Annotated in this window: 18 protein-coding genes, 1 other RNA gene and 1 pseudogene; 14 read left to right on the top strand and 6 right to left on the bottom strand. The window is 63.9% G+C overall.

Annotated features, from left to right (window positions below; translation table 11 throughout):
- The first annotated feature begins 28 nt into the window (after positions 1-28).
- A complete protein-coding gene (locus ACD578_RS14015) occupies positions 29-3,595 on the top strand; it encodes an AsmA family protein (protein ID WP_404285870.1) in 3,567 nt (1,188 codons plus the stop codon).
- 292 nt (positions 3,596-3,887) lie between these two features.
- On the opposite strand, the gene ACD578_RS14010 is transcribed toward ACD578_RS14015, so the two are convergent.
- Genes ACD578_RS14010 through fumC form a run of 3 tightly spaced genes read right to left on the bottom strand, consistent with a single transcriptional unit; the run spans position 3,888 to position 5,738 of the window.
- The gene (locus tag ACD578_RS14010; RefSeq protein ID WP_404285868.1) at positions 3,888-4,139 is read right to left on the bottom strand and encodes a ribbon-helix-helix domain-containing protein; all 252 of its coding nucleotides are present in this window, start codon (positions 4,137-4,139) and stop codon (positions 3,888-3,890) included.
- The gene (locus ACD578_RS14005) at positions 4,140-4,328 is read right to left on the bottom strand and encodes a DUF4169 family protein (RefSeq protein WP_404285866.1); all 189 of its coding nucleotides are present in this window, start codon (positions 4,326-4,328) and stop codon (positions 4,140-4,142) included. It lies immediately after the preceding gene.
- A gap of 15 nt (positions 4,329-4,343) precedes the next feature.
- Positions 4,344-5,738, bottom strand: coding sequence for a class II fumarate hydratase (fumC, locus tag ACD578_RS14000; protein ID WP_404285864.1), 1,395 nt, complete (start codon positions 5,736-5,738; stop codon positions 4,344-4,346).
- An 88-nt stretch (positions 5,739-5,826) separates the two neighbouring features.
- Between fumC and ACD578_RS13995 the strand changes: the two genes are divergently transcribed.
- On the top strand, positions 5,827-7,242 hold the full coding sequence (locus ACD578_RS13995) for a cytochrome P450 (protein ID WP_404285862.1): 1,416 nt from the start codon (positions 5,827-5,829) through the stop codon (positions 7,240-7,242).
- 16 nt (positions 7,243-7,258) lie between these two features.
- On the opposite strand, the gene ACD578_RS13990 is transcribed toward ACD578_RS13995, so the two are convergent.
- Both ACD578_RS13990 and ssrA read right to left on the bottom strand, forming a co-directional pair.
- Positions 7,259-7,876, bottom strand: coding sequence for an SspB family protein (locus ACD578_RS13990; RefSeq protein ID WP_404285860.1), 618 nt, complete (start codon positions 7,874-7,876; stop codon positions 7,259-7,261).
- A 23-nt stretch (positions 7,877-7,899) separates the two neighbouring features.
- Positions 7,900-8,256: a transfer-messenger RNA gene (ssrA, locus tag ACD578_RS13985) on the bottom strand.
- A gap of 77 nt (positions 8,257-8,333) precedes the next feature.
- Between ssrA and ACD578_RS13980 the strand changes: the two genes are divergently transcribed.
- From ACD578_RS13980 to ACD578_RS13925, 12 genes and pseudogenes are all read left to right on the top strand, one after another.
- The gene (locus tag ACD578_RS13980) at positions 8,334-9,128 is read left to right on the top strand and encodes a thymidylate synthase (RefSeq protein WP_404285858.1); all 795 of its coding nucleotides are present in this window, start codon (positions 8,334-8,336) and stop codon (positions 9,126-9,128) included.
- Between the two features lie 5 nt (positions 9,129-9,133).
- Entirely contained in the window at positions 9,134-9,439 is a 306-nt protein-coding gene (locus ACD578_RS13975; RefSeq protein WP_152709834.1) for a DUF2293 domain-containing protein, read from the top strand.
- A gap of 37 nt (positions 9,440-9,476) precedes the next feature.
- On the top strand, positions 9,477-9,956 hold the full coding sequence (locus ACD578_RS13970) for a GNAT family N-acetyltransferase (RefSeq protein ID WP_404293846.1): 480 nt from the start codon (positions 9,477-9,479) through the stop codon (positions 9,954-9,956).
- A 56-nt stretch (positions 9,957-10,012) separates the two neighbouring features.
- Positions 10,013-10,237 carry an AbrB/MazE/SpoVT family DNA-binding domain-containing protein gene (locus tag ACD578_RS13965; RefSeq protein ID WP_404285856.1) on the top strand — a complete coding sequence of 75 codons (225 nt, stop codon included), beginning with the start codon at positions 10,013-10,015 and terminating at the stop codon, positions 10,235-10,237.
- A pseudogene (locus ACD578_RS13960) lies at positions 10,234-10,530 on the top strand (type II toxin-antitoxin system death-on-curing family toxin); the annotation flags it as partial. The gene ACD578_RS13965 and the pseudogene ACD578_RS13960, both read left to right, overlap by 4 nt.
- A gap of 93 nt (positions 10,531-10,623) precedes the next feature.
- The gene (locus ACD578_RS13955) at positions 10,624-11,136 is read left to right on the top strand and encodes a dihydrofolate reductase (protein WP_404293845.1); all 513 of its coding nucleotides are present in this window, start codon (positions 10,624-10,626) and stop codon (positions 11,134-11,136) included.
- A 136-nt stretch (positions 11,137-11,272) separates the two neighbouring features.
- The gene (gene hflK / locus ACD578_RS13950) at positions 11,273-12,418 is read left to right on the top strand and encodes an FtsH protease activity modulator HflK (protein ID WP_404285854.1); all 1,146 of its coding nucleotides are present in this window, start codon (positions 11,273-11,275) and stop codon (positions 12,416-12,418) included.
- Positions 12,415-13,350 (top strand): protease modulator HflC, encoded by a 936-nt coding sequence (gene hflC / locus ACD578_RS13945; RefSeq protein ID WP_152709825.1) that lies wholly within the window; start codon positions 12,415-12,417, stop codon positions 13,348-13,350. The genes hflK and hflC overlap by 4 nt, the downstream gene beginning before the upstream one ends.
- A gap of 6 nt (positions 13,351-13,356) precedes the next feature.
- Positions 13,357-13,548 carry a DUF2065 domain-containing protein gene (locus ACD578_RS13940; protein ID WP_404285851.1) on the top strand — a complete coding sequence of 64 codons (192 nt, stop codon included), beginning with the start codon at positions 13,357-13,359 and terminating at the stop codon, positions 13,546-13,548.
- A gap of 88 nt (positions 13,549-13,636) precedes the next feature.
- Positions 13,637-15,151 (top strand): DegQ family serine endoprotease, encoded by a 1,515-nt coding sequence (locus ACD578_RS13935; RefSeq protein ID WP_404285849.1) that lies wholly within the window; start codon positions 13,637-13,639, stop codon positions 15,149-15,151.
- Positions 15,152-15,331: 180 nt separating this feature from the next.
- Positions 15,332-17,275, top strand: coding sequence for an acetate--CoA ligase (gene acs, locus ACD578_RS13930; RefSeq protein ID WP_404285847.1), 1,944 nt, complete (start codon positions 15,332-15,334; stop codon positions 17,273-17,275).
- Positions 17,276-17,494: 219 nt separating this feature from the next.
- A complete protein-coding gene (locus tag ACD578_RS13925; protein WP_404285845.1) occupies positions 17,495-18,316 on the top strand; it encodes an alpha/beta fold hydrolase in 822 nt (273 codons plus the stop codon).
- A gap of 26 nt (positions 18,317-18,342) precedes the next feature.
- Here ACD578_RS13925 and serB read toward each other — a convergent pair whose 3' ends face one another.
- Positions 18,343-19,257, bottom strand: a complete 915-nt coding sequence (gene serB / locus ACD578_RS13920) for a phosphoserine phosphatase SerB (RefSeq protein WP_404285843.1) — start codon at positions 19,255-19,257, stop codon at positions 18,343-18,345.
- Positions 19,258-19,263: the final 6 nt, after the last annotated feature.

Here is a 19,263-nt window from a genome sequence, read left to right as displayed (position 1 = left end):
CTCAGAGTAACGGAGAAAAGGCAGCCTCTTGCGCGATATCCTGACGATCATCGCATCCATCGTGATCCTGATCCTGGCCGTTGCCGTGGCGGCGCCTCCCTTCGTCAACTGGGAGGCCCACCGCGACACGATCGACCGGATGATCTCGCGCGCATCCGGCACGGAGGCACAGACCGAGGGCGATATCAGCATCCGCCTTCTGCCCGCACCGAGGGTGATCCTCGATCGCCTGAGGCTCGGCGGCAAGACGCCGGATTCACCGGTTCTAACCGCCGATTACGTCCGGGCCGAGGTGGCCCTGACGCCGCTGCTCCGGGGTGATGTGCGCTTTACGGAGACGCGGGTGGGCCGGGCCGATATCCGCATTCCGGTTTCGGGCGACGGCGAATGGCGCCTGCCCCCGGATCTGGTGTCGGGCACCGGCCGCGCTCGCGAGTGGGCCATCGAGAACCTCAATGTGGCCCAGCTCCTCGTGACCACGCAGAGTGCGAGCACGGGTCGAACGAACCAGGCCTTTGCCGAGAATGTCTCGATCGAGGGTCAGAAGCTGATCGGTCCCTGGCGGGTCGAGGGAACGACCTCCGGCGTGCCCTTTCGCTTGGTCACGGGAGAACTGGCCGAGGACAAGAGCGTCCAGGTCAAGCTCTCGGGCGGGGGCGATATCTATCCTCGCTTCGATCTCGATGCCCGGCTGGGCTTAAGCGAAGGAAACGGCGACGCCACGACGCCGCAGGTTACCGGCAAGGCCAAGGTCCTGTTCGGCCCTCCCGCGCAGATTGCGGCCGCAGGAATCCCGATCCCCATCGTGGTCGAGACCGAATTCAAGACGGTGCCGGGCGCTGTCGAGCTCAACCCGGTCAGCGTGGAGGCAGGGGAGGGCGGCGCGAGCCTGCGCATGACCGGAGAGGGCCGGATCGGGCTCAACGAGCCGCGTATTTCCTTGAAGCTCGAAGGCCGCCGGCTCGATGCGGACAGCTTCATCCTGTCCGGAAACGGACAGGATTTTAAGAGCCGGCTGGAGCAATGGTCTGTCCCGCTGATCCGGGTGCCGGTCGACCTCGATCTCAGGATCGACAGCATCGGGTTGGGCCAGGAGGATCTGTCGAATGCCGTTTTGCGCCTGTCGCTCGACACGGGCCGGGCGACGCTCGACCGGATCGAATTCAATGCTCCGGGCGAGACGCGGGTTGCGCTCGAGGGGCAGCTCGGACTGACCACCAGGGGCGGGATCAACGGCAAGGTGGCGCTCGCCTCCAACGCATCCGACCGTCTGGCCCGCTATCTCGCCCGCATCGGTCTCAATTCGCCTCTGCTCAGGGTGCTCGATGGGCGCCCGGTCGAGGCTTCCTCGGAAATCGCCTTCTCGAACCCTGTCCTGTCCTTCAATCGCCTGCGGCTGAAGACAGGCGAGTCGGTCCTGACCGGGAACGCCCGCTACACCGCGCCGGAGGCCAATGAGCGCGGCAAGTTGGAGGCCCAGGTCGCAGTCCAGGGCCTGAACCTCGATGATCTGCCGCAGGTGTCGAGCGTCTTCCAGGCCACCGAGAATCTCGATATCGGCTTTATCCTGGATGCGCGCGGGGTCAGCGCCGGGAAGAGCCCTCCCACCGGCCGGATCTCGGCCCGGATCCTGTCCGACGGACCGGCGCTTCTGGTCGAAACGCTCGACATCGTCGATCTCGCCGGTGCCAATGCCCATGTACGGGGCCGGATCGCTCCCGACGGTTCGGGGCAGATCACCGGCAAGGTCACCGCTCAACGCGCCAATCCCCTGGTCGACCTGCTGGGGAGCGTGTGGATCGGCGGGATCTCGAAGCTCGTGCCCTACTTCGTGCGTGAGGGCGCGCTCGATCTCGATGTCACGTCGGAGCGCGTTGCACCGGCTCCCGGATCGACCGAACTGAGGCTGCGCACGACCGCGAAGGGGCGTGTGGCCGGAGGGCCGTTTGAGGGCCAGGTCGAGTCGATCGATGGGCGGACCGAGAGCCTCACCATCGAGTTGTCCGCCGACAATACGGGGCGCTGGGTCAACCGGGCAAACATGGCCGGGCTGAACCGGCCTTCCAGGGTCGATCTGCGCGGGACCCGCGTCGGATCCGGATTGTTCAACGTCACCCTCGCCGGCGACATTGCCGGCGTGAAAGTGGCGACCACTCGGCCCTTCGCCCTGAGCGAGGCGGACGACGTGGTGGACAGCGGCGAGGTCGAAGTCTCGACGCCCGACTTCACGCCGTTCCTGCTCCTCTTGGGCGATGGTGCCGGTGTTGCTCCGCCGGTGCCCGTGAACGGGCGGGTGACCCTGGGCCGGGAGCGGGGGGCAACTCAGCTCGACATCAACGGCAAGGTCTCGAACGACAATGTGCAGGCGCGCCTTGTTGTGGTCTCCCGTTCTGAGATCGGCGGCGAGATATCCCTCGGGCGGCTCTCCCTGCCATGGCTCGTGGCGGCTCTGTCGCTCAACGTGCCGGGGGATCAGAGCGCCACGGCCATCTGGTCCACGGCTCGCTTCGGTCAAAGCGGACGCCTCGTCACCGGCGGCCAGGTGACCTTCCGGGCCGGGACGCTGGAGCTGGGCCGCGGCCTCCAGGCCAGCCGCGCCTCCTTCATCGTCGGAGCGCAATCGGACGGCATTTCCATCCGCAATCTCGATGCCACCATCGGCTCCGGGCGGATCACGGGCTCGACCACCATCACCCGGCAGGCAGGAACGGCGACCATCGTCGGCGAGGGAGCTCTGGAGAAGGTCCCCTTGTGGGCTCTCACCGGATCCTCGCCGTTCGAGGCTGTTCTGTCCGGTCCGCTCCGGTTCGGGGCGGCAGGCGCAAGCCTGTCCGAGCTCGTGGCCAATCTCGGCGGCGCCGGCGACTGGCAGGTCACGAATCTTCGCCTTCCCACGGCCGATCCATCCGTGTTCGACAGGGCTCTCAAGCGCGCGCTCGCCGAAAACGATCCCCTGGCCGAGGGCAAGGCGGAAACGCTCCTCGGGATAGAGCTCGGACGGGGTCCCTTCAACGCTGCGCCCGTCAAGACTTCGGCGGCGCTCGTCGGCGGCGTGCTGCGTCTCTCGCCCTTCGTGGCGGAAAGCGGATCGGCCAATTGGCAGGGCGCGATCACCTACGATCTGAAGACTCTGCAGCTCGATGCACGCGGTGCGCTCACCGCCAAGACATCGCTGCCCGGATGGGTCGGCGCGCCACCTTCGGTCGGCCTGAACTGGCAGGGCTCCCTGGCGGCTCCCGTCCGGCAGATCGATGCGGGTCCGTTCCGCAATGGGCTGGCCGCCATCGTGCTCAAGCGCGAGCTTGAGAAGATCGAGGCATTCGAGCGCGCCGCTGCCGAGCGCCAGCGCCAGATCGACGCGCAGCGAGAGGCGGAGCGGCAAAAAGCCAAGTCCGCCGAAGAGGAGGCACTCCGCCAGGCGAGGGCCCGAGCGGAAGCCGAGCGCGCCCGTCGGGAGGCGGAACGCCTGCAATTGGAGCAGCAGAACCAGCCGGAGGAAGGGGCAACCCCGTCACCGACCTCCGTGCCGCGCTTGAATCCGCCGCTCCAGATCGGCCCACCGCCTTCGGTCTATGGAGCCCCGCCGACGCGGTAGGGATTGATGTTAGAGGTCAGGCTCGTGGTTGATCCACGCGCTTGTCATCCCCGGCGGCCGTAGGCTGGGAAGGAATCCACTCCCATGCTCGGCGGTGATGGATTTCCCTCCTCTCTGCTACACTCCGGCCAGGAATGACACCGGCTGGTTCCCGTGCATCCTCTCCCCGTCATGGTCGGGCTTGTCCCGGCCATCCCGATCGGAATAACGCCGTGCTTCATGCCATCGGGATCACCGGCACAAGGCCGGTGATGACGTTTTGGATGTCGTGCCCGACTCTGCAGGCTGGCGCCTAAAGCGGGGAAGTGCCGTTCGATGGAGGCGTGCTCAAGCGATGGCGCAGGTCCGTGAGCACGAAGACCCGGATCGCCGAGGAGAGGTTCTGTTCGCCTCTTTCCGCATCGATGCGCCCGATCAGGGCCTGGATGGAAATCTTGTCGCGTTCCGCAATCTCCCGCAGGGACGCCCAGAAGGGCTCTTCGAGGGAGATGCTCGTCCGGTGACCGGCGATGGAGACGGAACGCTTGACGATGCCAAAGCCCATTCACGGCTTCTCGTCGTCGTCGCGCTTGTGCGAGTCGAGGCGGCTTTTCGCCAGATCCCGCTCGGCCTGGCTCAGGTTCTTCTCGGCCTTCGTGCGGCCGAACGCGACGCGGTTCTCGTTGGCGCGGGCCTCTTTCTCGGCCCGCGCCTTTTGCTTGCGCGCCTGGCGCAGATTGATGATCTCAGCCATGGCGCTTGTTTTATCCTATTCGCCCGGCTGAAGCATCGTCTCGGGACGAACGACGGCGTGGAAGTGGTCCTCGGCGACACCGGCCTTGAGGGCTTCTTCCTTGAGGGTCGTGCCGTTCTTGTGCGCCGACTTGGCGATGGCTGCCGCCTTGTCGTAGCCGATGGACGGGGCGAGTGCGGTCACGAGCATCAGGGAGCGCTGCATCAGCTCGTTGAGGCGTTCCCGGTTCGGCTCGATGCCGACGACGCAGTTGTCGGTGAAGCTGATCGCGCCGTCCGCGAGCAGACGGATCGATTGCAGCACCGCATTGACGATCACCGGCTTGAACACGTTGAGCTCAAAATGGCCCTGGCTGCCGGCGAAGGTCACTGTGGTCTGGTTTCCGGCCACCTGGCAGCACAGCATCGTCATGGCCTCGGCCTGGGTCGGGTTGACCTTGCCGGGCATGATGGACGAGCCGGGCTCGTTCTCGGGCAGCGAGATCTCGCCGATGCCCGAGCGGGGGCCCGAACCCATCAGGCGGATGTCGTTGGCGATCTTGAATAGGCCGGCGGCGAGGCTTGCCAGCGCGCCGTGCGTGTAAACCAGGGCATCGTTGGACGCGAGAGCCTCGAACTTGTTGGTGGCCGAGGTGAAGGGGAGAGCCGTCAGCTCCACCACCTTCGAGGCGAAGCGATCCGCGAATTCCGGATGGGCGTTGAGGCCCGTGCCGACGGCGGTGCCGCCCTGGGCCAGGGCATAGATGCCCGGAAGCGTCTGTTCGATGCGGGCGATGCCGAGCTGTACTTGGGCGGCATAGCCGGAGAATTCCTGGCCCAGCGTCACCGGGGTCGCATCCTGCAGGTGCGTGCGGCCGATCTTCACGATGTCCCTGTAGGCCTCCGCCTTCTCGTTCAGCGCCTTGTGCAGGTGCTTGAGCGCCGGAACCAGCCGGTCATGGACCTCGCGGGCCACGGCGATGTGCATGGCGGTGGGGAACGAGTCGTTCGACGACTGGCCCATGTTCACGTGGTCGTTCGGGTGAACCGGCTTCTTGCTGCCGCGCTCGCCGCCAAGGCGCTCAATGGCGAGGTTCGAGAGGACCTCGTTCATGTTCATGTTGGACTGGGTGCCCGAGCCCGTCTGATAGACCACGAGCGGAAACTCATCGTCATACTTGCCCTGCACCACATCGGCGGCCGCCGCCGCGATGGCATCGGCCAGGCGCGGCTCCAGCTTGCCAAGATCCTTGTTCACAAGAGCGGAGGCCTGCTTCACGATCGCCAGCGCATGGACCAGGGGAAGCGGCATCCGGTCCGTCCCGATGCGGAAGTTCTGGAGCGAACGCTGCGTCTGGGCGCCCCAGAGCTTGTCGGCTGCAACTTCGATGGGGCCGAAGGTATCTGTTTCAATGCGGGTTGAGGGCGACATCCTGACCTCTTTCGATGGAGTTGCGTGTTCTTATCTCAAATGGTGGCGCTCGCAACTGCGAACGCGCATGGAGGCCTTGTAAAATCGCATGAGCGACACCCTGGAAGCTCCGCCGTTCCACCCGCCTCATCCCAAGCCCCGTACCGAGCCGCTCGGCATGGTGGCGTTCTTGAGGGCCGTGCGCGAAAACCCCCTGAACACCTGGATGGAGGCGCATTTCGAGGAGTCCATCATCACGGGCGAGGGGGCCTTGGGCCGCATGACCGTGGTGAACGACCCAGCCGTCATCCGTCACATCCTCGTGGACAACGCCGCCAATTACCGGAAGGACGATCTGCAGATCCGGATCCTGGCGCCCGGCCTCGGGCGGGGACTTGTGACGGCGGAGGGCGACGAATGGCGGCTCCAGCGCCGCACCATCGCGCCGCTCTTCACCCCACGCCACGTGGGCAGCTTCTTCCCGGCCATGGTCGAGGCGGCCGACCGCCTCATTCGGCGCTGGCAGCGACGTCCTGATGGACGCGTGGTGGATGCCGCGCTCGACATGACCCGGGTGACCCTCGACGTGCTGGAACGGACGATCTTCACCCAGGGCGTGCCGAAGGATCCAGACGCTCTCGGGCGCGCCATCACCCGCTACTTCAACAGCCTGGGGCGGGTCGACCCGCTCGACATCTTCGGATTTCCCGACTGGGTTCCTCGGATCGGACGCCTGCGTGCGAGGCCGTCGATCCGGTTCTTCGAGGAGACGGTCAACGCGCTGATCGATGCGCGGAAAGAACTTCTCACGCGCGGCGAGCCGGCGCCTCGCGATCTGCTGACCCTGCTGCTGGAGGCGGCGGATCCTGAGACCGGCAAGGGCCTGAGCGATATCGAGGTGCGGACCAATATCGTCACGTTCATCGGAGCGGGGCACGAGACCACGGCCAATGCGCTCTCCTGGTCGCTCTACCTGCTGTCTCAGGACGAGAGAGCCCGCTCTCATGTGGAGCGGGAGGTGGACGAGGTGCTGGGGGAGGGGCCAATCCAGCCTCACCACCTGGAAAAGCTCGTCTACACGCGCGCCGTCGTCGACGAGGCAGTCCGCCTCTATCCGCCGGCGCCTTACATGAGCCGGAGCGCCATACAGGACGACCGGATCGGAGAGCTGGAGATCCCGGCGGACTCGATGGTCGTGATCGCGCCCTATGTGCTTCACCGACACAAGAAGCTCTGGGACCAGCCGGATCTCTTCCGGCCCGAACGTTTCCTCCCTGAGAACCGCAGCCGGATCGACCGCTTCGCCTATCTGCCGTTCGGGGCCGGTCCCCGGGTCTGCATCGGCGCGAGCTTCTCCCTGCAGGAGGCCGTTATCGTTCTGGCGACCATCGCGCGCTCGACGCGGCTCGATCTCGCGGAAGGGCACGAGGTCACCCCCGTGCAGCGGATCACGTTGAGGCCGCGGGGCGGATTGCCCATGCGGCTCACGCAACGCGCTCCAAAGATGGCGCCGGCGACGGCCTGAAGTCAGCAGGAAGGGCTTAGTTTTTCTTGCGGAAGGCGTCGAGGCTGACGACCTCTGCGCTGCCCGGAGCGCCCTCGGCCGCATCGGCCTTCGCGCTCTCCTCGGGGGCCGCGTCAGACACGGCCTTTGCCGCGGGAGCAGTCTCCGGAGCAGGCTTCTTGTCCGCCGCAGGCTGGGGCTTGCGGGGCTGCTTCAGCTCGACAGGCTCGGAGGAGCTGCCGCGGATGGGCTGCGGCGCGGACGGAGCCTCGTCGATCTCTTCCTCCTCATCCTCGTCCTGGCTGTCGAATTTGAGCCCGAACTGGACGGAGGGGTCGAAGAAGCCGGTGAGTGCGTCGAAGGGGATGAGCAGCCGCTCCGGGATGCCGGAGAACGACAGCCCGACCTCGAAGGTGTGCTCGGTAACGTTGAGGTCCCAGAACTGGTGCTGGAGAACGATGGTCATCTCCTGAGGGTACTTTTCGCGCAGGCGGTTCGAGAGGCGAACGCCGGGAAAATCCGTCTGGAAGGAGATGTAGAAGTGGTGCTCGCCCGGAAGTCCATCCTTGGAATCGATCAGCACTTTGCGCACGACGCCTTTGAGCGCGTCCTGCACCAGAAGATCGTAGCGGATCAGGTCTTTACCACCGGCCATAAGCGAGCCCTTGCAGAAACAAAAGTGGAGGCTTCTGTTGCCAGGTGCCTCCGGACCCCGCCTTACGGTGCTAACCGCAAGGGCTTTGAGTCGGCTTTAGGGACCGCTTACGCAGCCACTGCAACCGGAGCATAGTTGTCGTTGGCAACTATAGATTCGGCCCGATAACGGCGGAACCATGCCGAGCGAAAGTCTACCCTTTACGCCCTCGTCGATCCTATTTCGCCCCCGTCGAAACCCAGGCGTGGCCTGAGCTTTGGTGGAGGCGCCGGGTACCGCCCCCGGGTCCGATGGGTTTATTCCGATAGCCGTTTATCGCCATAGCCGATCTCGCGACCGGCAGATCCAATATAGGTGGCGCAGACCGATTTTGAAAGAGCGGGGATAACCCAGACGAGGTTTAAAAGTGACTCGGAAGGGCTGGGATGCTGCCCTATGATTGGTGTAGGAGCACCGCATGCAAGCCTATCTCGATCTCATCCGCCGCATCATGGACGAGGGCGTCCGTAAGGACGACCGGACCGGAACCGGGACGATCTCCGTCTTCGGCCATCAGATGCGCTTCGATCTCAGCCAGGGCTTCCCGCTCGTCACCACGAAGAAGCTGCACCTGAAGTCGATCATCCACGAATTGCTGTGGTTCCTGAAGGGCGACACCAATATCCGCTATCTCAAGGAGAACGGTGTTTCGATCTGGGACGAGTGGGCCGACGAGAACGGCGATCTCGGCCCCGTCTACGGCAAGCAGTGGCGCTCCTGGGCGAAGCCCGACGGCGGCACCGTCGACCAGATCCGCTGGGTGCTCGACGAGATCCGCCGCAATCCCGACAGCCGCCGTCTGATCGTCTCCGCCTGGAACCCGGCGGAACTCGACAGGATGGCGCTCGCGCCCTGCCATTGCCTGTTCCAGTTCTACGTCGCGGAAGGGCGGCTCTCCTGCCAACTCTACCAGCGCTCGGCGGACGTGTTCCTCGGCGTTCCCTTCAACATCGCATCCTATGCGCTGCTCACGCACATGATGGCGCAGGCCACGGGCCTGCAGCCCGGCGATTTCGTCCATTCCTTCGGGGATGCGCATCTCTACCTGAACCACCTGGAGCAGGCGCGCCTTCAGCTCTCGCGCGAGCCTAAGTCCCTGCCGAAGCTGCGCCTCGATCCGGCGGTGCGCTCGCTCTTCGATTTTACCTTCGATGACATCACCATCGAAGATTACGATCCGCATCCGGCCATCAGGGCGCCCGTCGCAGTCTGAGTGAAATGAACCGGCGCGAAGCCATCGAAAGTGCCGTCCGCATTCTCGTGCCGCGCATCCCGCGGCACGAACTCGAGGCTGTGATCGACCACGCCCTGGGCAGCCGCGGCCTGCAGACCGCTTCGCCCGAGACGGCCGCGTGGCTGTCGCTGACGTCCTACATCCGGCACAGGCTGACGGATTACGACGACCTTCTGAACGACGGCTACGACATGGAGAGCGCCCGCTTCTTCGTGCTCGACGACATGAACGCCGTTCTGGAGGAATGGGGCTCTCCGCGGCGGGTGCAGGTTGAAGACGAATCTGAATAAGCTCGACAGCCATGCCGACTTCCGACACAACGGCCGTATGAGTCTCGTCATCCGTAAAGCCGAAGCGCGTGATGCTTCGCTGATCTTCAGCTTCATCCGCGAACTTGCCGAATACGAGCGGCTGGCGCATGAGGTCGACGCCACCGAGGCCGATATCGCGAGGGCGCTTTTCGGCGCCGATCCGCGGGTGTTCGCCGATATTGCCGAATGGGAAGGGGAGCCGGTCGGCTTTGCCCTGTGGTTCTACAACTTCTCGACCTTCCGCGGCCGGCACGGGATCTATCTGGAAGACCTCTTCGTCAGGCCGGCCTTCCGTTCCAACGGGATCGGGAAGGCGCTGCTGAAGCATCTCGCCCGCCGCTGCATCGATGAAGGACTGGCCCGCCTCGAATGGTGGGTGCTCGACTGGAACGAGCCTGCTCTGCGGGTCTATCGCTCCATCGGCGCCGTCCCGATGGAGGAATGGACCGTGCAGCGCATGACGGGCGAGGCCCTAGAGCGGCTGGCGGACGACTGAGATGTTGCCGAAATGAACGCGGAGTGATAACTTTTGTTATTACGAAAGAGGCTCTCATGGTTGCTTTGAAAGTTCGCAAGATCGGCAATTCAGTTGGTGTCGTCCTGCCTAAGGAGGTCGCATCGCGGCTTCGCGTCTCGGAAGGCGATCAGCTTTTTGTGACGGAGACACCTAATGGTGTCGAGCTGTCGCCTTACGATGCAGACTTTGAGGCCGATATGAAGCTTGCTCGAGAGATCATGCACAAACGCCGGGCCGTCTTGCGTGAACTTGCCAAGTGATTTCTTATCGCTGGATCGTTAAGGCGACGATCTTGAGTATTCACTCGGCCCAGTTGGCTGAGCATGGGGGGATTGTGGGCATCCGCGATCAGGGATTGCTCGATTCAGCTCTCGCGAGGCCAGAACTCAAGGTCCAGTATGGCGAGGCAGATGTTGCCCTGCTCGCAGCTGCCTATGCTTATGGCATCGCAAGAAATCACCCATTTCTCGATGGCAACAAGCGAACCGCATACGTGGCAATGGAACTCTTTCTGATGAAGAATGGAGCGGTGCTGACCTCAAGCGACGAAGAGGCTGTCCTGATCTTTTTTGAAGCTTGCAACAGGCGAGATCTCGGAAGAAGAACTGGCTGCTTGGATCAGACAGAACTCGGTGCCGTTCCAGCCATGACCATACCCCTCATCCTCGTCGTCGCGGTCGCCGAGAACGGCGTCATCGGGCGGGACAACCAGCTCCTCTGGCGCATCAAGACCGATCTCGGACGCTTTCGCAGGCTCACCATGGGCAAGCCGATGATCATGGGGCGCAAGACCTTCCAGTCCATTGGCAAGCCCCTGCCGGGCCGGGAGACGATCGTGCTGACCCGCGATGCCGGTTTTGCGGCCGAGGGCGTGCATGTGGTCCATACCTGGGAGGAGGCGGTCGGCAAGGGGGTCGAGCTGGCGGCCAGAATGGGGGCCGATTCCGTCGCCGTTGCCGGGGGAGCGGAGATCTATGCCCTGGCCCTGCCGCAGGTGCAGAGCATATTCCTGACGAAGGTTCAGGCCATGCCTGAGGGCGATGCGCTCTTCCCGGATTTCGACCGGTCGCAGTTCCGCGAGACGAGACGGGAGGACCACCCGAAGGGCCCCGACGACGAGCATCCGTTTACCTTTATTGATCTTGAAAGGCGTCGCTGACCCTGTCCAAGGTTGACGAAGGCCTCTGCAATCCCCAATTCGCAGGCTTGACAGGCGGAAGAGGCAACACTCACAACCGTCTTGAATTCTCAGCGGCTGTCCCGGCCGGTCTTTAAAGAGTGAGGAAAGGCGTCCTATGCCTTGGAGTAACCAAAGCGGCGGCGGTGGCCCCTGGGGGCAACGTGGCGGATCGGGAGGCGGCAAGAGCCCATGGGGCTCCGGCGGCCCGCAGGGGAACGGAACTCCCCCCGACCTGGAAGATATCCTGCGCCGCAGCCAGGATCGCCTGAAAGATTTCATTCCCGGCGGCTCCATGGGGGGCAGGGGTCTGATCATCCTGGTTCTGGGCGTGATCGCCGTCTGGCTTCTGACCGGCTTCTATACGGTGCGGCCCAACGAGGTCGGCATCAACATGATCTTCGGCCGCTATACGGGAACCTCGGGCGAGGGTCTGCGCTACAATCTGCCTTATCCGATCGGCCGGGTGATGAAGCCCAATGTCACCGCCCAGCAGCGGGTCGAGGTGGGTTACCGCTCCACGCCGACGGGCCAGGGACGCGCCCGCGACGTGATCGAGGAAAGCCTGATGCTGACCGCCGACGAGAACATCGTCGATATCGATTTCGATGCTGTCTGGCAGATCAATCCCGCCCGTCCGCAGGATTACGTCTTCAACCTGCAGAATCCGGACGGCACCATCAAGTCCGTGGCGGAGAGCGCCATGCGCGAGGTCATCGGCCGCCGCAACATTCAGGCCATTCTGACCACCGAGCAGGCCAGCGTTGCCCAGGAAGTCCGCCAGATCATGCAGGAGGCCCTCGATGCCTATGGCGCCGGCGTCCTGATCAACGTGGTTCAGCTTCAGGCCGTGCAGCCTCCGTCCGAGGTCCGGCAGGCCTTCTTCGACGTGAACGCCGCCCAGCAGGATGCGGTGCGCGTCCAGAACGAGGCCGGCGCCTTTGCCAGCCGTGTCGTTCCCGAGGCCCGGGGCGAGGCTTCCCGAACGGTGCAGCAGGCCGAGGCCTACCGGGAGCAGTCGGTCGCCGATGCGACTGGTCAGGCGGCCCGTTTCCGGCAGGTCTATGAGGAATACCGCAAGGCTCCGGATATCAGCCGCGAACGTATCTTCCTCGAGACGATGGAGCGCGTCTACGGCGGTGTCGACAAGATCATTGTCGACCAGAAGGGCCAGGGCGTCGTGCCCTTCCTGCCCCTTACTCAGCAACCCCAGCGCCCGCAGCCGCAGGGCAATGCCGCCAACTCGCAGGGAGCCACGCGATGAACGGGTCTACTCTTCGCACGGGCGGCCTGATCCTTCTGGTGCTGGTCGCTATCATTCTCTACAGCTCCGTCTTCATCGTGCAGCAGACGCAGTATGCGTTGGTGCTGCGCTTCGGTGCGGTGCAATCCGCTATCTCGGAGCCGGGCCTGAAGTTCAAGCTGCCGCTGGTCGACACTGTGACCTATTTCGAGAAGCGCGTGCTCGATCTCGACCTGCCGGTTCAGACCATTCTGTCCGCGGACCGGCAGAACCTGGAGGTCGATGCTTTCACCCGCTATCGCATCATCGATCCGCTGCGGTTCTATCAGGCCGTCGGCAATATCGCCCTGGCCAATCAGCGCCTGCAGAGCTTCACCAACTCCGTCATGCGTAACATCCTGGCGAGCGCTTCCCGCGATGCCATCGTCCGCACGGAGCGTGCCGATCTGATGAACCGCATCCAGGCCGACGTGAACCGGCAGGCGGCAAGCCTGGGCATCGAGATGATCGATGTGCGCCTCACCCGCGTCGATCTGCCCGCGTCGAACAGCCAGGCCGTCTACCAGCGCATGAAAACCGAGCGTGAGCGCGAGGCGGCGGATCTGCGCGCCAATGGCCAGCAGCAGGCGCAGACCATCCGGGCCAAGGCCGAGCGCGAAGCCACGATCATCCGGGCCGAGGCCAATCAGCGGGCCGAGGAACTGCGCGGACAGGGCGATGCCGACCGAAACCGCATTCTGGCGGAGGCTTTCGGGCAGGATCCGGAGTTCTTCTCCTTCTACCGTTCGATGCAGGCCTATGAAGCCGGACTCAAGGGAAGCGATACCCGCCTTGTGTTGAGCCCTGATTCCGATTTCTTCCGCTATTTCAACGACCCCGCTGGTCGAAGGAATGGCGGAGGCGCCACTGCCCAACCGACCCCAGCGCCGGCTCAGCCGGCTCCAGCTCAATAAGCCCTGATGTTGGACTTGATTGCAGCCCTCGGCCTCGCTCTCGCGGTCGAGGGCATCTTGTTTGCGGCCTTCCCGGATGGCATGCGCCGGGCCATGTACGAGGCGGCCCACAGTCCGAGCGACCAGATGCGGATCGTCGGGATCATCTCTGCGCTCCTCGGGGTCGGGGTAATCTGGTTGGTGCGTCAGTTCAGTTGAATCCAGACCAAGCTTCCGCCGCAATGTCCGCTTGAATGGCGAGGCCAAATACCAATCTATATGCGTATTCTCCGAGAGAGGGTTTTCGATGAACAAAGCCACGAACGCGCTGGAGCCTTCCAAGACGGCGCTGCCCCGGCGTCCCCTGCGCCGGCTGGCCGCGTCCTGCTTCGCGGTCTTCACTATTGTTGCAACGGCGGCCATGCCGCTGCCGGTCTATGCCCGCTCTGCGCCTGAATCCTTCGCCGATTTGGCCGAGGAGGTTACCGGCGCCGTGGTCAATATCTCGGCCTCGACGACGGTCGAAGCCCGGAACCGGACCCTGCCTCAGTTGCCGCCTGGAACTCCGTTCGAGGATCTCTTCGAGGAGTTCTTCAACCGTCGCGGTCAGGGCGGCAATGGCGAGAACAGCCCCTCGCGGCCGCGCAGCTCGAACTCTCTCGGCTCCGGTTTCGTGATCGATCCGTCGGGTATCGTGGTGACGAACAATCACGTGATCGGCGATGCCAACGACATCAGCGTGATTTTCCCTGACGGCACCCGCCTGAAGGCCGAGATCGTCGGCAAGGATTCTAAGGTCGATATGGCCGTTCTGAAGGTGAAGTCCGACAAGCCGCTCAAGGCGGTCAAGTTCGGCGATTCCGATTCCATCCGTCCGGGCGACTGGGTGATGGCGATCGGCAATCCTTTCGGCCTCGGCGGTTCCGTGACCGCAGGCATCGTGTCGGCCCGCGGCCGCAACATCGAGTCCGGTCCCTACGACAACTACATCCAGACCGACGCCTCCATCAACAAGGGCAATTCCGGCGGTCCGCTCTTCAACATGAACGGCGAGGTCATCGGCATCAACACGGCCATTCTCTCGCCCACGGGCGGCTCGGTCGGCATTGGCTTTGCGGTTCCCGCTTCCACGGCCGTCCCGATCATCGACCAGCTGCGCCAGTTCGGCGAGACCCGGCGCGGATGGCTCGGTGTGCGAATCCAGAACGTGGATGACGCGACCGCCGAAGCCCTGAACCTCGGCACGGCGCGCGGTGCCCTGATCGCCGGCATCGACGAGAAAGGTCCTGCCAAACCCGCAGGCCTCGAAGTCGGTGACGTGATCGTTCGCTTCGACGGCAAGGAGGTCAAGGATTCCCGTGACCTGCCGCGCATCGTGGCGTCTAGCCCGGTTGGCAAGGCCGTCGATGTGGCCATCGTCCGCAAGGGACAGGAGATGACCAAGCAGGTCACCCTGGGCCGGCTCGAAGACACCGAGAAGCAGGCGAGCCTGCAGCAGCCCTCGACCGAGCCGCCGACGGTGACCCGTCAGGCGCTCGGCCTCAACATGTCCGGCATGACGGACGAATTGAGGCGCCGCTTCAGTCTGAAGGACGAACTGAAGGGCGTCGTCATCACCCGTGTCGACCCGAACTCGTCCGCGTCCGACAAGCGGATCCAGGCCGGCGAGGTGATCGTCGAGGTCAATCAGGAGCCGGTCCTGAACCCGGCCGACGTGACCAAGAAGATCGACGACCTGAAGGCCCAGGGCCGCAAGTCGGCTCTGCTCCTGGTGGCGAATGCCCAGGGCGAGGTGCGCTTCGTGGCCCTGTCGATCGAGTAAGCCGATCCTCGGAACATCGGAATTGGGCGGTCCTTTGGGGCCGCCCTTTTTGTTTTTCCGTGCCGTTCTTTATTAAGAACAATACGGTTGACATAAAGGCCCATTCTGGGGGATGGAAGAGCCACATCTTTCTATGAATTGCAGGCTCAGCTTGAGCCTCGTGCGCAAGACCAGAGCACCATGACCCAGCACGTCTTCCCCGTTCCCGCGACCTTGAAATCGACGGCCCATGTGGATTTGCAGGCCTATCAGGATCTCTACCGGCGCTCCCTTGACGACCCGGAAGGCTTCTGGCGCGAGCAGGCGCAGATCCTGGACTGGGTGAAGCCCTTCACGACAGTGAAGAACACGCATTACTCTCCGGATGACGTGACCATCGAATGGTTTTCCGACGGAACGCTGAACGCGTCCTTCAACTGTCTCGACCGTCATGCCCGCGACCGGGGTGACGATGCGGCGATCCTGTGGGAGGGCGACACACCCGGCGACACGCGGACAGTCACCTGGAAGGACCTGCAGCAGGAAGTCTCCCGCCTTGCCAATGCCCTGAAGACGCTCGGGGTCAGGAAAGGCGATTTTGTCAGCGTCTATCTCCCCGTGGTGCCGGAGGCCATCGCCGCCATGCTGGCCTGCGCCCGGATCGGCGCGGTGCATTCGGTGGTGTTCAGCGGCTTCTCCTCCGAGTCTCTGGCCGGTCGGATCGAGGATTGCCGCTCGCGGGTGCTGATCACGGCCGACGAGGGCCCGCGGGCGGGCAAGCACGTACCGCTCAAGAAGAACGTGGATGCGGCCCTGCAAAACCTGCCCTTCGTCGAACATGTCCTCGTTGTGCGCCGCACGGGCCGGGACGTTCCCATGACGGCGGGCCGCGACCGCTGGTACGACGAGGCTCTCGCCGAAGTCTCCGCCGAGTGCGCGCCCGTCGAGGTCGGCGCCGAGGATCCGCTCTTCGTGCTCTATACCTCGGGCTCCACGGGCAAGCCGAAGGGCATGCTCCACACCACCGGCGGCTATCTCGTCCATGCGGCAGCGAGCTTCAGGGCGATGTTCGATTATCACCCGGGCGACATTCACTTCTGCACGGCGGATGTGGGCTGGGTGACGGCGCATACCTACCTGATCTACGGACCGCTCGCGAACGGCGCCACCATCGTGCTGTTCGAGGGCGTTCCCACGTGGCCGGATGCCTCGCGGTGGTGGCAGATCATCGAGACCTACAAGGTCAACATCTTCTACACCGCGCCGACCGCCATCCGCTCGCTCATGCGCGAAGGGGAAGGGCCGGTGCGCAAGCACGATTTGTCGTCGCTGCGGGTCATGGGCTCCGTGGGCGAGCCGATCAATCCGGAAGCGTGGCTCTGGTACCACGAGGTCGTTGGAGGCGGGCGCTGCCCGATCGTCGACACCTACTGGCAGACGGAGACCGGTGCCGTTCTTCTCTGCCCGCTGCCCGGCGCCATGGACCTGAAACCGGGTTCGGCCACGAAGCCATTCTTTGGCGTTCGGCCCGCGCTGATCAACAGTGACGGAACCGTCGTCGAGGGCGAGGGGACAGGCAACCTGTGCTTCGCCGATTCATGGCCTGGGCAGGCCCGCACGATTCTCGGCGATCGCGACCGCTTCCTGAAAACCTATTTCAGCACGTTCCCCGGCTACTACTTCACCGGCGACGGCGCGCGGCGCGATGCGGACGGCTATTACTGGATCACAGGCCGTCTGGACGATGTGATCAACGTTTCGGGCCACCGGCTCGGCACCGTGGAAGTCGAGTCGGCTCTGGCTTCGCATCCCTCGGTGGCGGAAGCCGCTGTGGTCGGCATGCCTCACGAGATCAAGGGCCAGGGCATCTTCGCGTTCGTGACCCTGAAGGAAGGCATCGCGGAGAGCGACAGCCTCCGTCGCGAACTGGTCCAGGTCGTGCGCACCCGCATCGGCCCGATTGCCACCCCGGACCGGATCGAATGGGCGCCGCAATTGCCCAAGAACCGCTCGGGAAAGATCCTGCGCCGGATCCTCACGCGCATCGCCGCCGGTGACTACGAGAACCATGGCGACACCTCGACGGTCGCCGATCCAACTGTGGTGGCGGAGATCGTCAAGCGGGTCCAGTTGCACAAAACCTGACCAGGGCCCGTCCTTGTCATAAAGCGCACATCTTGTCAGAATAACCTATGTGAACGATCGCCGGAGAGGATCGATTCCTTCGGCGACCACGTCGCGTCTTCTGTTCAGTTCCAGTATCCCGCATCCGGTTTGTTGCAAGCGAATGGGCCACAGCCGCCGGCCATGCTGTCGTGCGCGCGAAAACGAAGCCCAATCCAACGGGGCTATCAGGAGCAAGCCATGAGCACGATCAAGACAAGGGACGGCACCGAGATCTTCTACAAGGATTGGGGCTCCGGACAGCCCATCGTCTTCTCCCATGGGTGGCCGTTGAGCGGGGATGCCTGGGATGCGCAGATGATGTTCTTCGGCGAGCGTGGCTACCGCGTCATCGCCCACGACAGGCGCGGGCACGGGCGTTCGACGCAGACCTGGACCGGCAATGACATGGATACTTATGCTGACGATCTCGCCGCGCTGATCGAGGAGCTGAACCTGCGGGATATCATCATCATCGGACACTCGACGGGCGGCGGTGAGGTTACCCGCTATATCGGTCGGCATGGAACGCAGCGGGTCGCCAAGATCGTATTGGTCGGCGCGATACCGCCTCTGATGCTGAAGACGGAGACCAATCCGAATGGCTTGCCGATTGAGGTTTTCGACGATCTCCGCAAGAGCACTTACGAAAACCGGTCGCAGTACTTCTACGATCTCAGCATCCCCTTCTATAGTTACAACCGCGACGGAGCGAAGGTGTCGGAGGGGATTCGGATGAACTTCTGGCTGCAGGGCATGCAGGCCGGCATCAAGCCCGCCTATGACTGCATCAAGCAGTTCTCCGAAACCGACCTGACCGAGGATCTGAAGAAGTTCGACGTGCCAACGCTGATCCTGCACGGCGACGACGATCAGATCGTGCCGATCGTCGCATCGGCGATGATCTCATCGAAGATCGTGCCCAACGCGACGCTGAAGGTCTATCCCGGCAGCCCCCACGGTCTGGCACAGGTTCAGGCCGATCGGTTCAACAATGACGTTCTGACTTTCATTCAGGGCTGACGACAAACACGGCGCCAGGGCTAACATCACACTGGCGCCGTGACGATCTCGTCTGACCGGTAACCCTGCACATAAAGCAGCGCCGACAAGTCCGCATGGTCGATCCGCGCGTGGGCTGCTGCCGCTACGGCAGGCTTGGCGCGGAAAGCCACGCCGAGGCCCGCTTCACCCAGCATGGCAAGGTCGTTGGCGCCGTCTCCCACGGCCATGGTCTCATGATGCGCAAGGCCGAAGCGAGTGCGCAGCTCGATCAGGGTCGCGAGCTTCGCCTCGCGGCCCAGGATCGGCTCCTCGACCGTGCCGGCAAGTTTCTCGCCATCCAGGATCAGATGGTTGGAGCGGTGTTCGTTGAAGCCGATCTTGGCGCCGATGGGGCCAGTGAACAGGGTGAAGCCGCCCGAGACGAGGCAGGCATAGGCGCCGTCGGCGCGCATCGTCTGGACGAGCGCCCGCCCGCCGGGGGTAAGGGTGATGCGCTTCTCGATGATCTCGTCGACCACATCGACCGGCAGGTTCTTCAGGAGTGCCACGCGCTCGAGCAGGGCAGGCTCGAAAGCGATCTCGCCGCGCATCGCCCGTTCGGTGATCTCGGAAACTTCCTTCTTCAACCCGACGTAATCGGCGAGCTCGTCGATGCATTCCTGCCCGATCATGGTGGAATCCATGTCCGCCAGAAACAGGCGCTTGCGGCGGGTTTCCAAGGGCTGCACCACGATATCGACCGGCTGGCCATCGAGGGCCCGGCGCAGGGTGCCCTCGATGGCTTTCGCATCGGCTAAGGCAGGGACGATCAGATCTGCTGCGATTCCCCTTGCCAGGACGGAGCGTTCCGTCTCTTGTCCGAGCGACCTTGCGGCCACGGCCACGATCTCGTCCGTGAGCACTGGCCGAGACGGGTTGGCGATGAGGGTCGCAACGAGGAAATTCTGGGAAGACGCCATTGGAAG

The organism is Microvirga sp. RSM25, from assembly GCF_044784385.1.
In the GTDB taxonomy this organism is placed as follows: domain Bacteria; phylum Pseudomonadota; class Alphaproteobacteria; order Rhizobiales; family Beijerinckiaceae; genus Microvirga; species Microvirga tunisiensis.
This window is presented reverse-complemented; position numbering and strand designations above follow the sequence as displayed.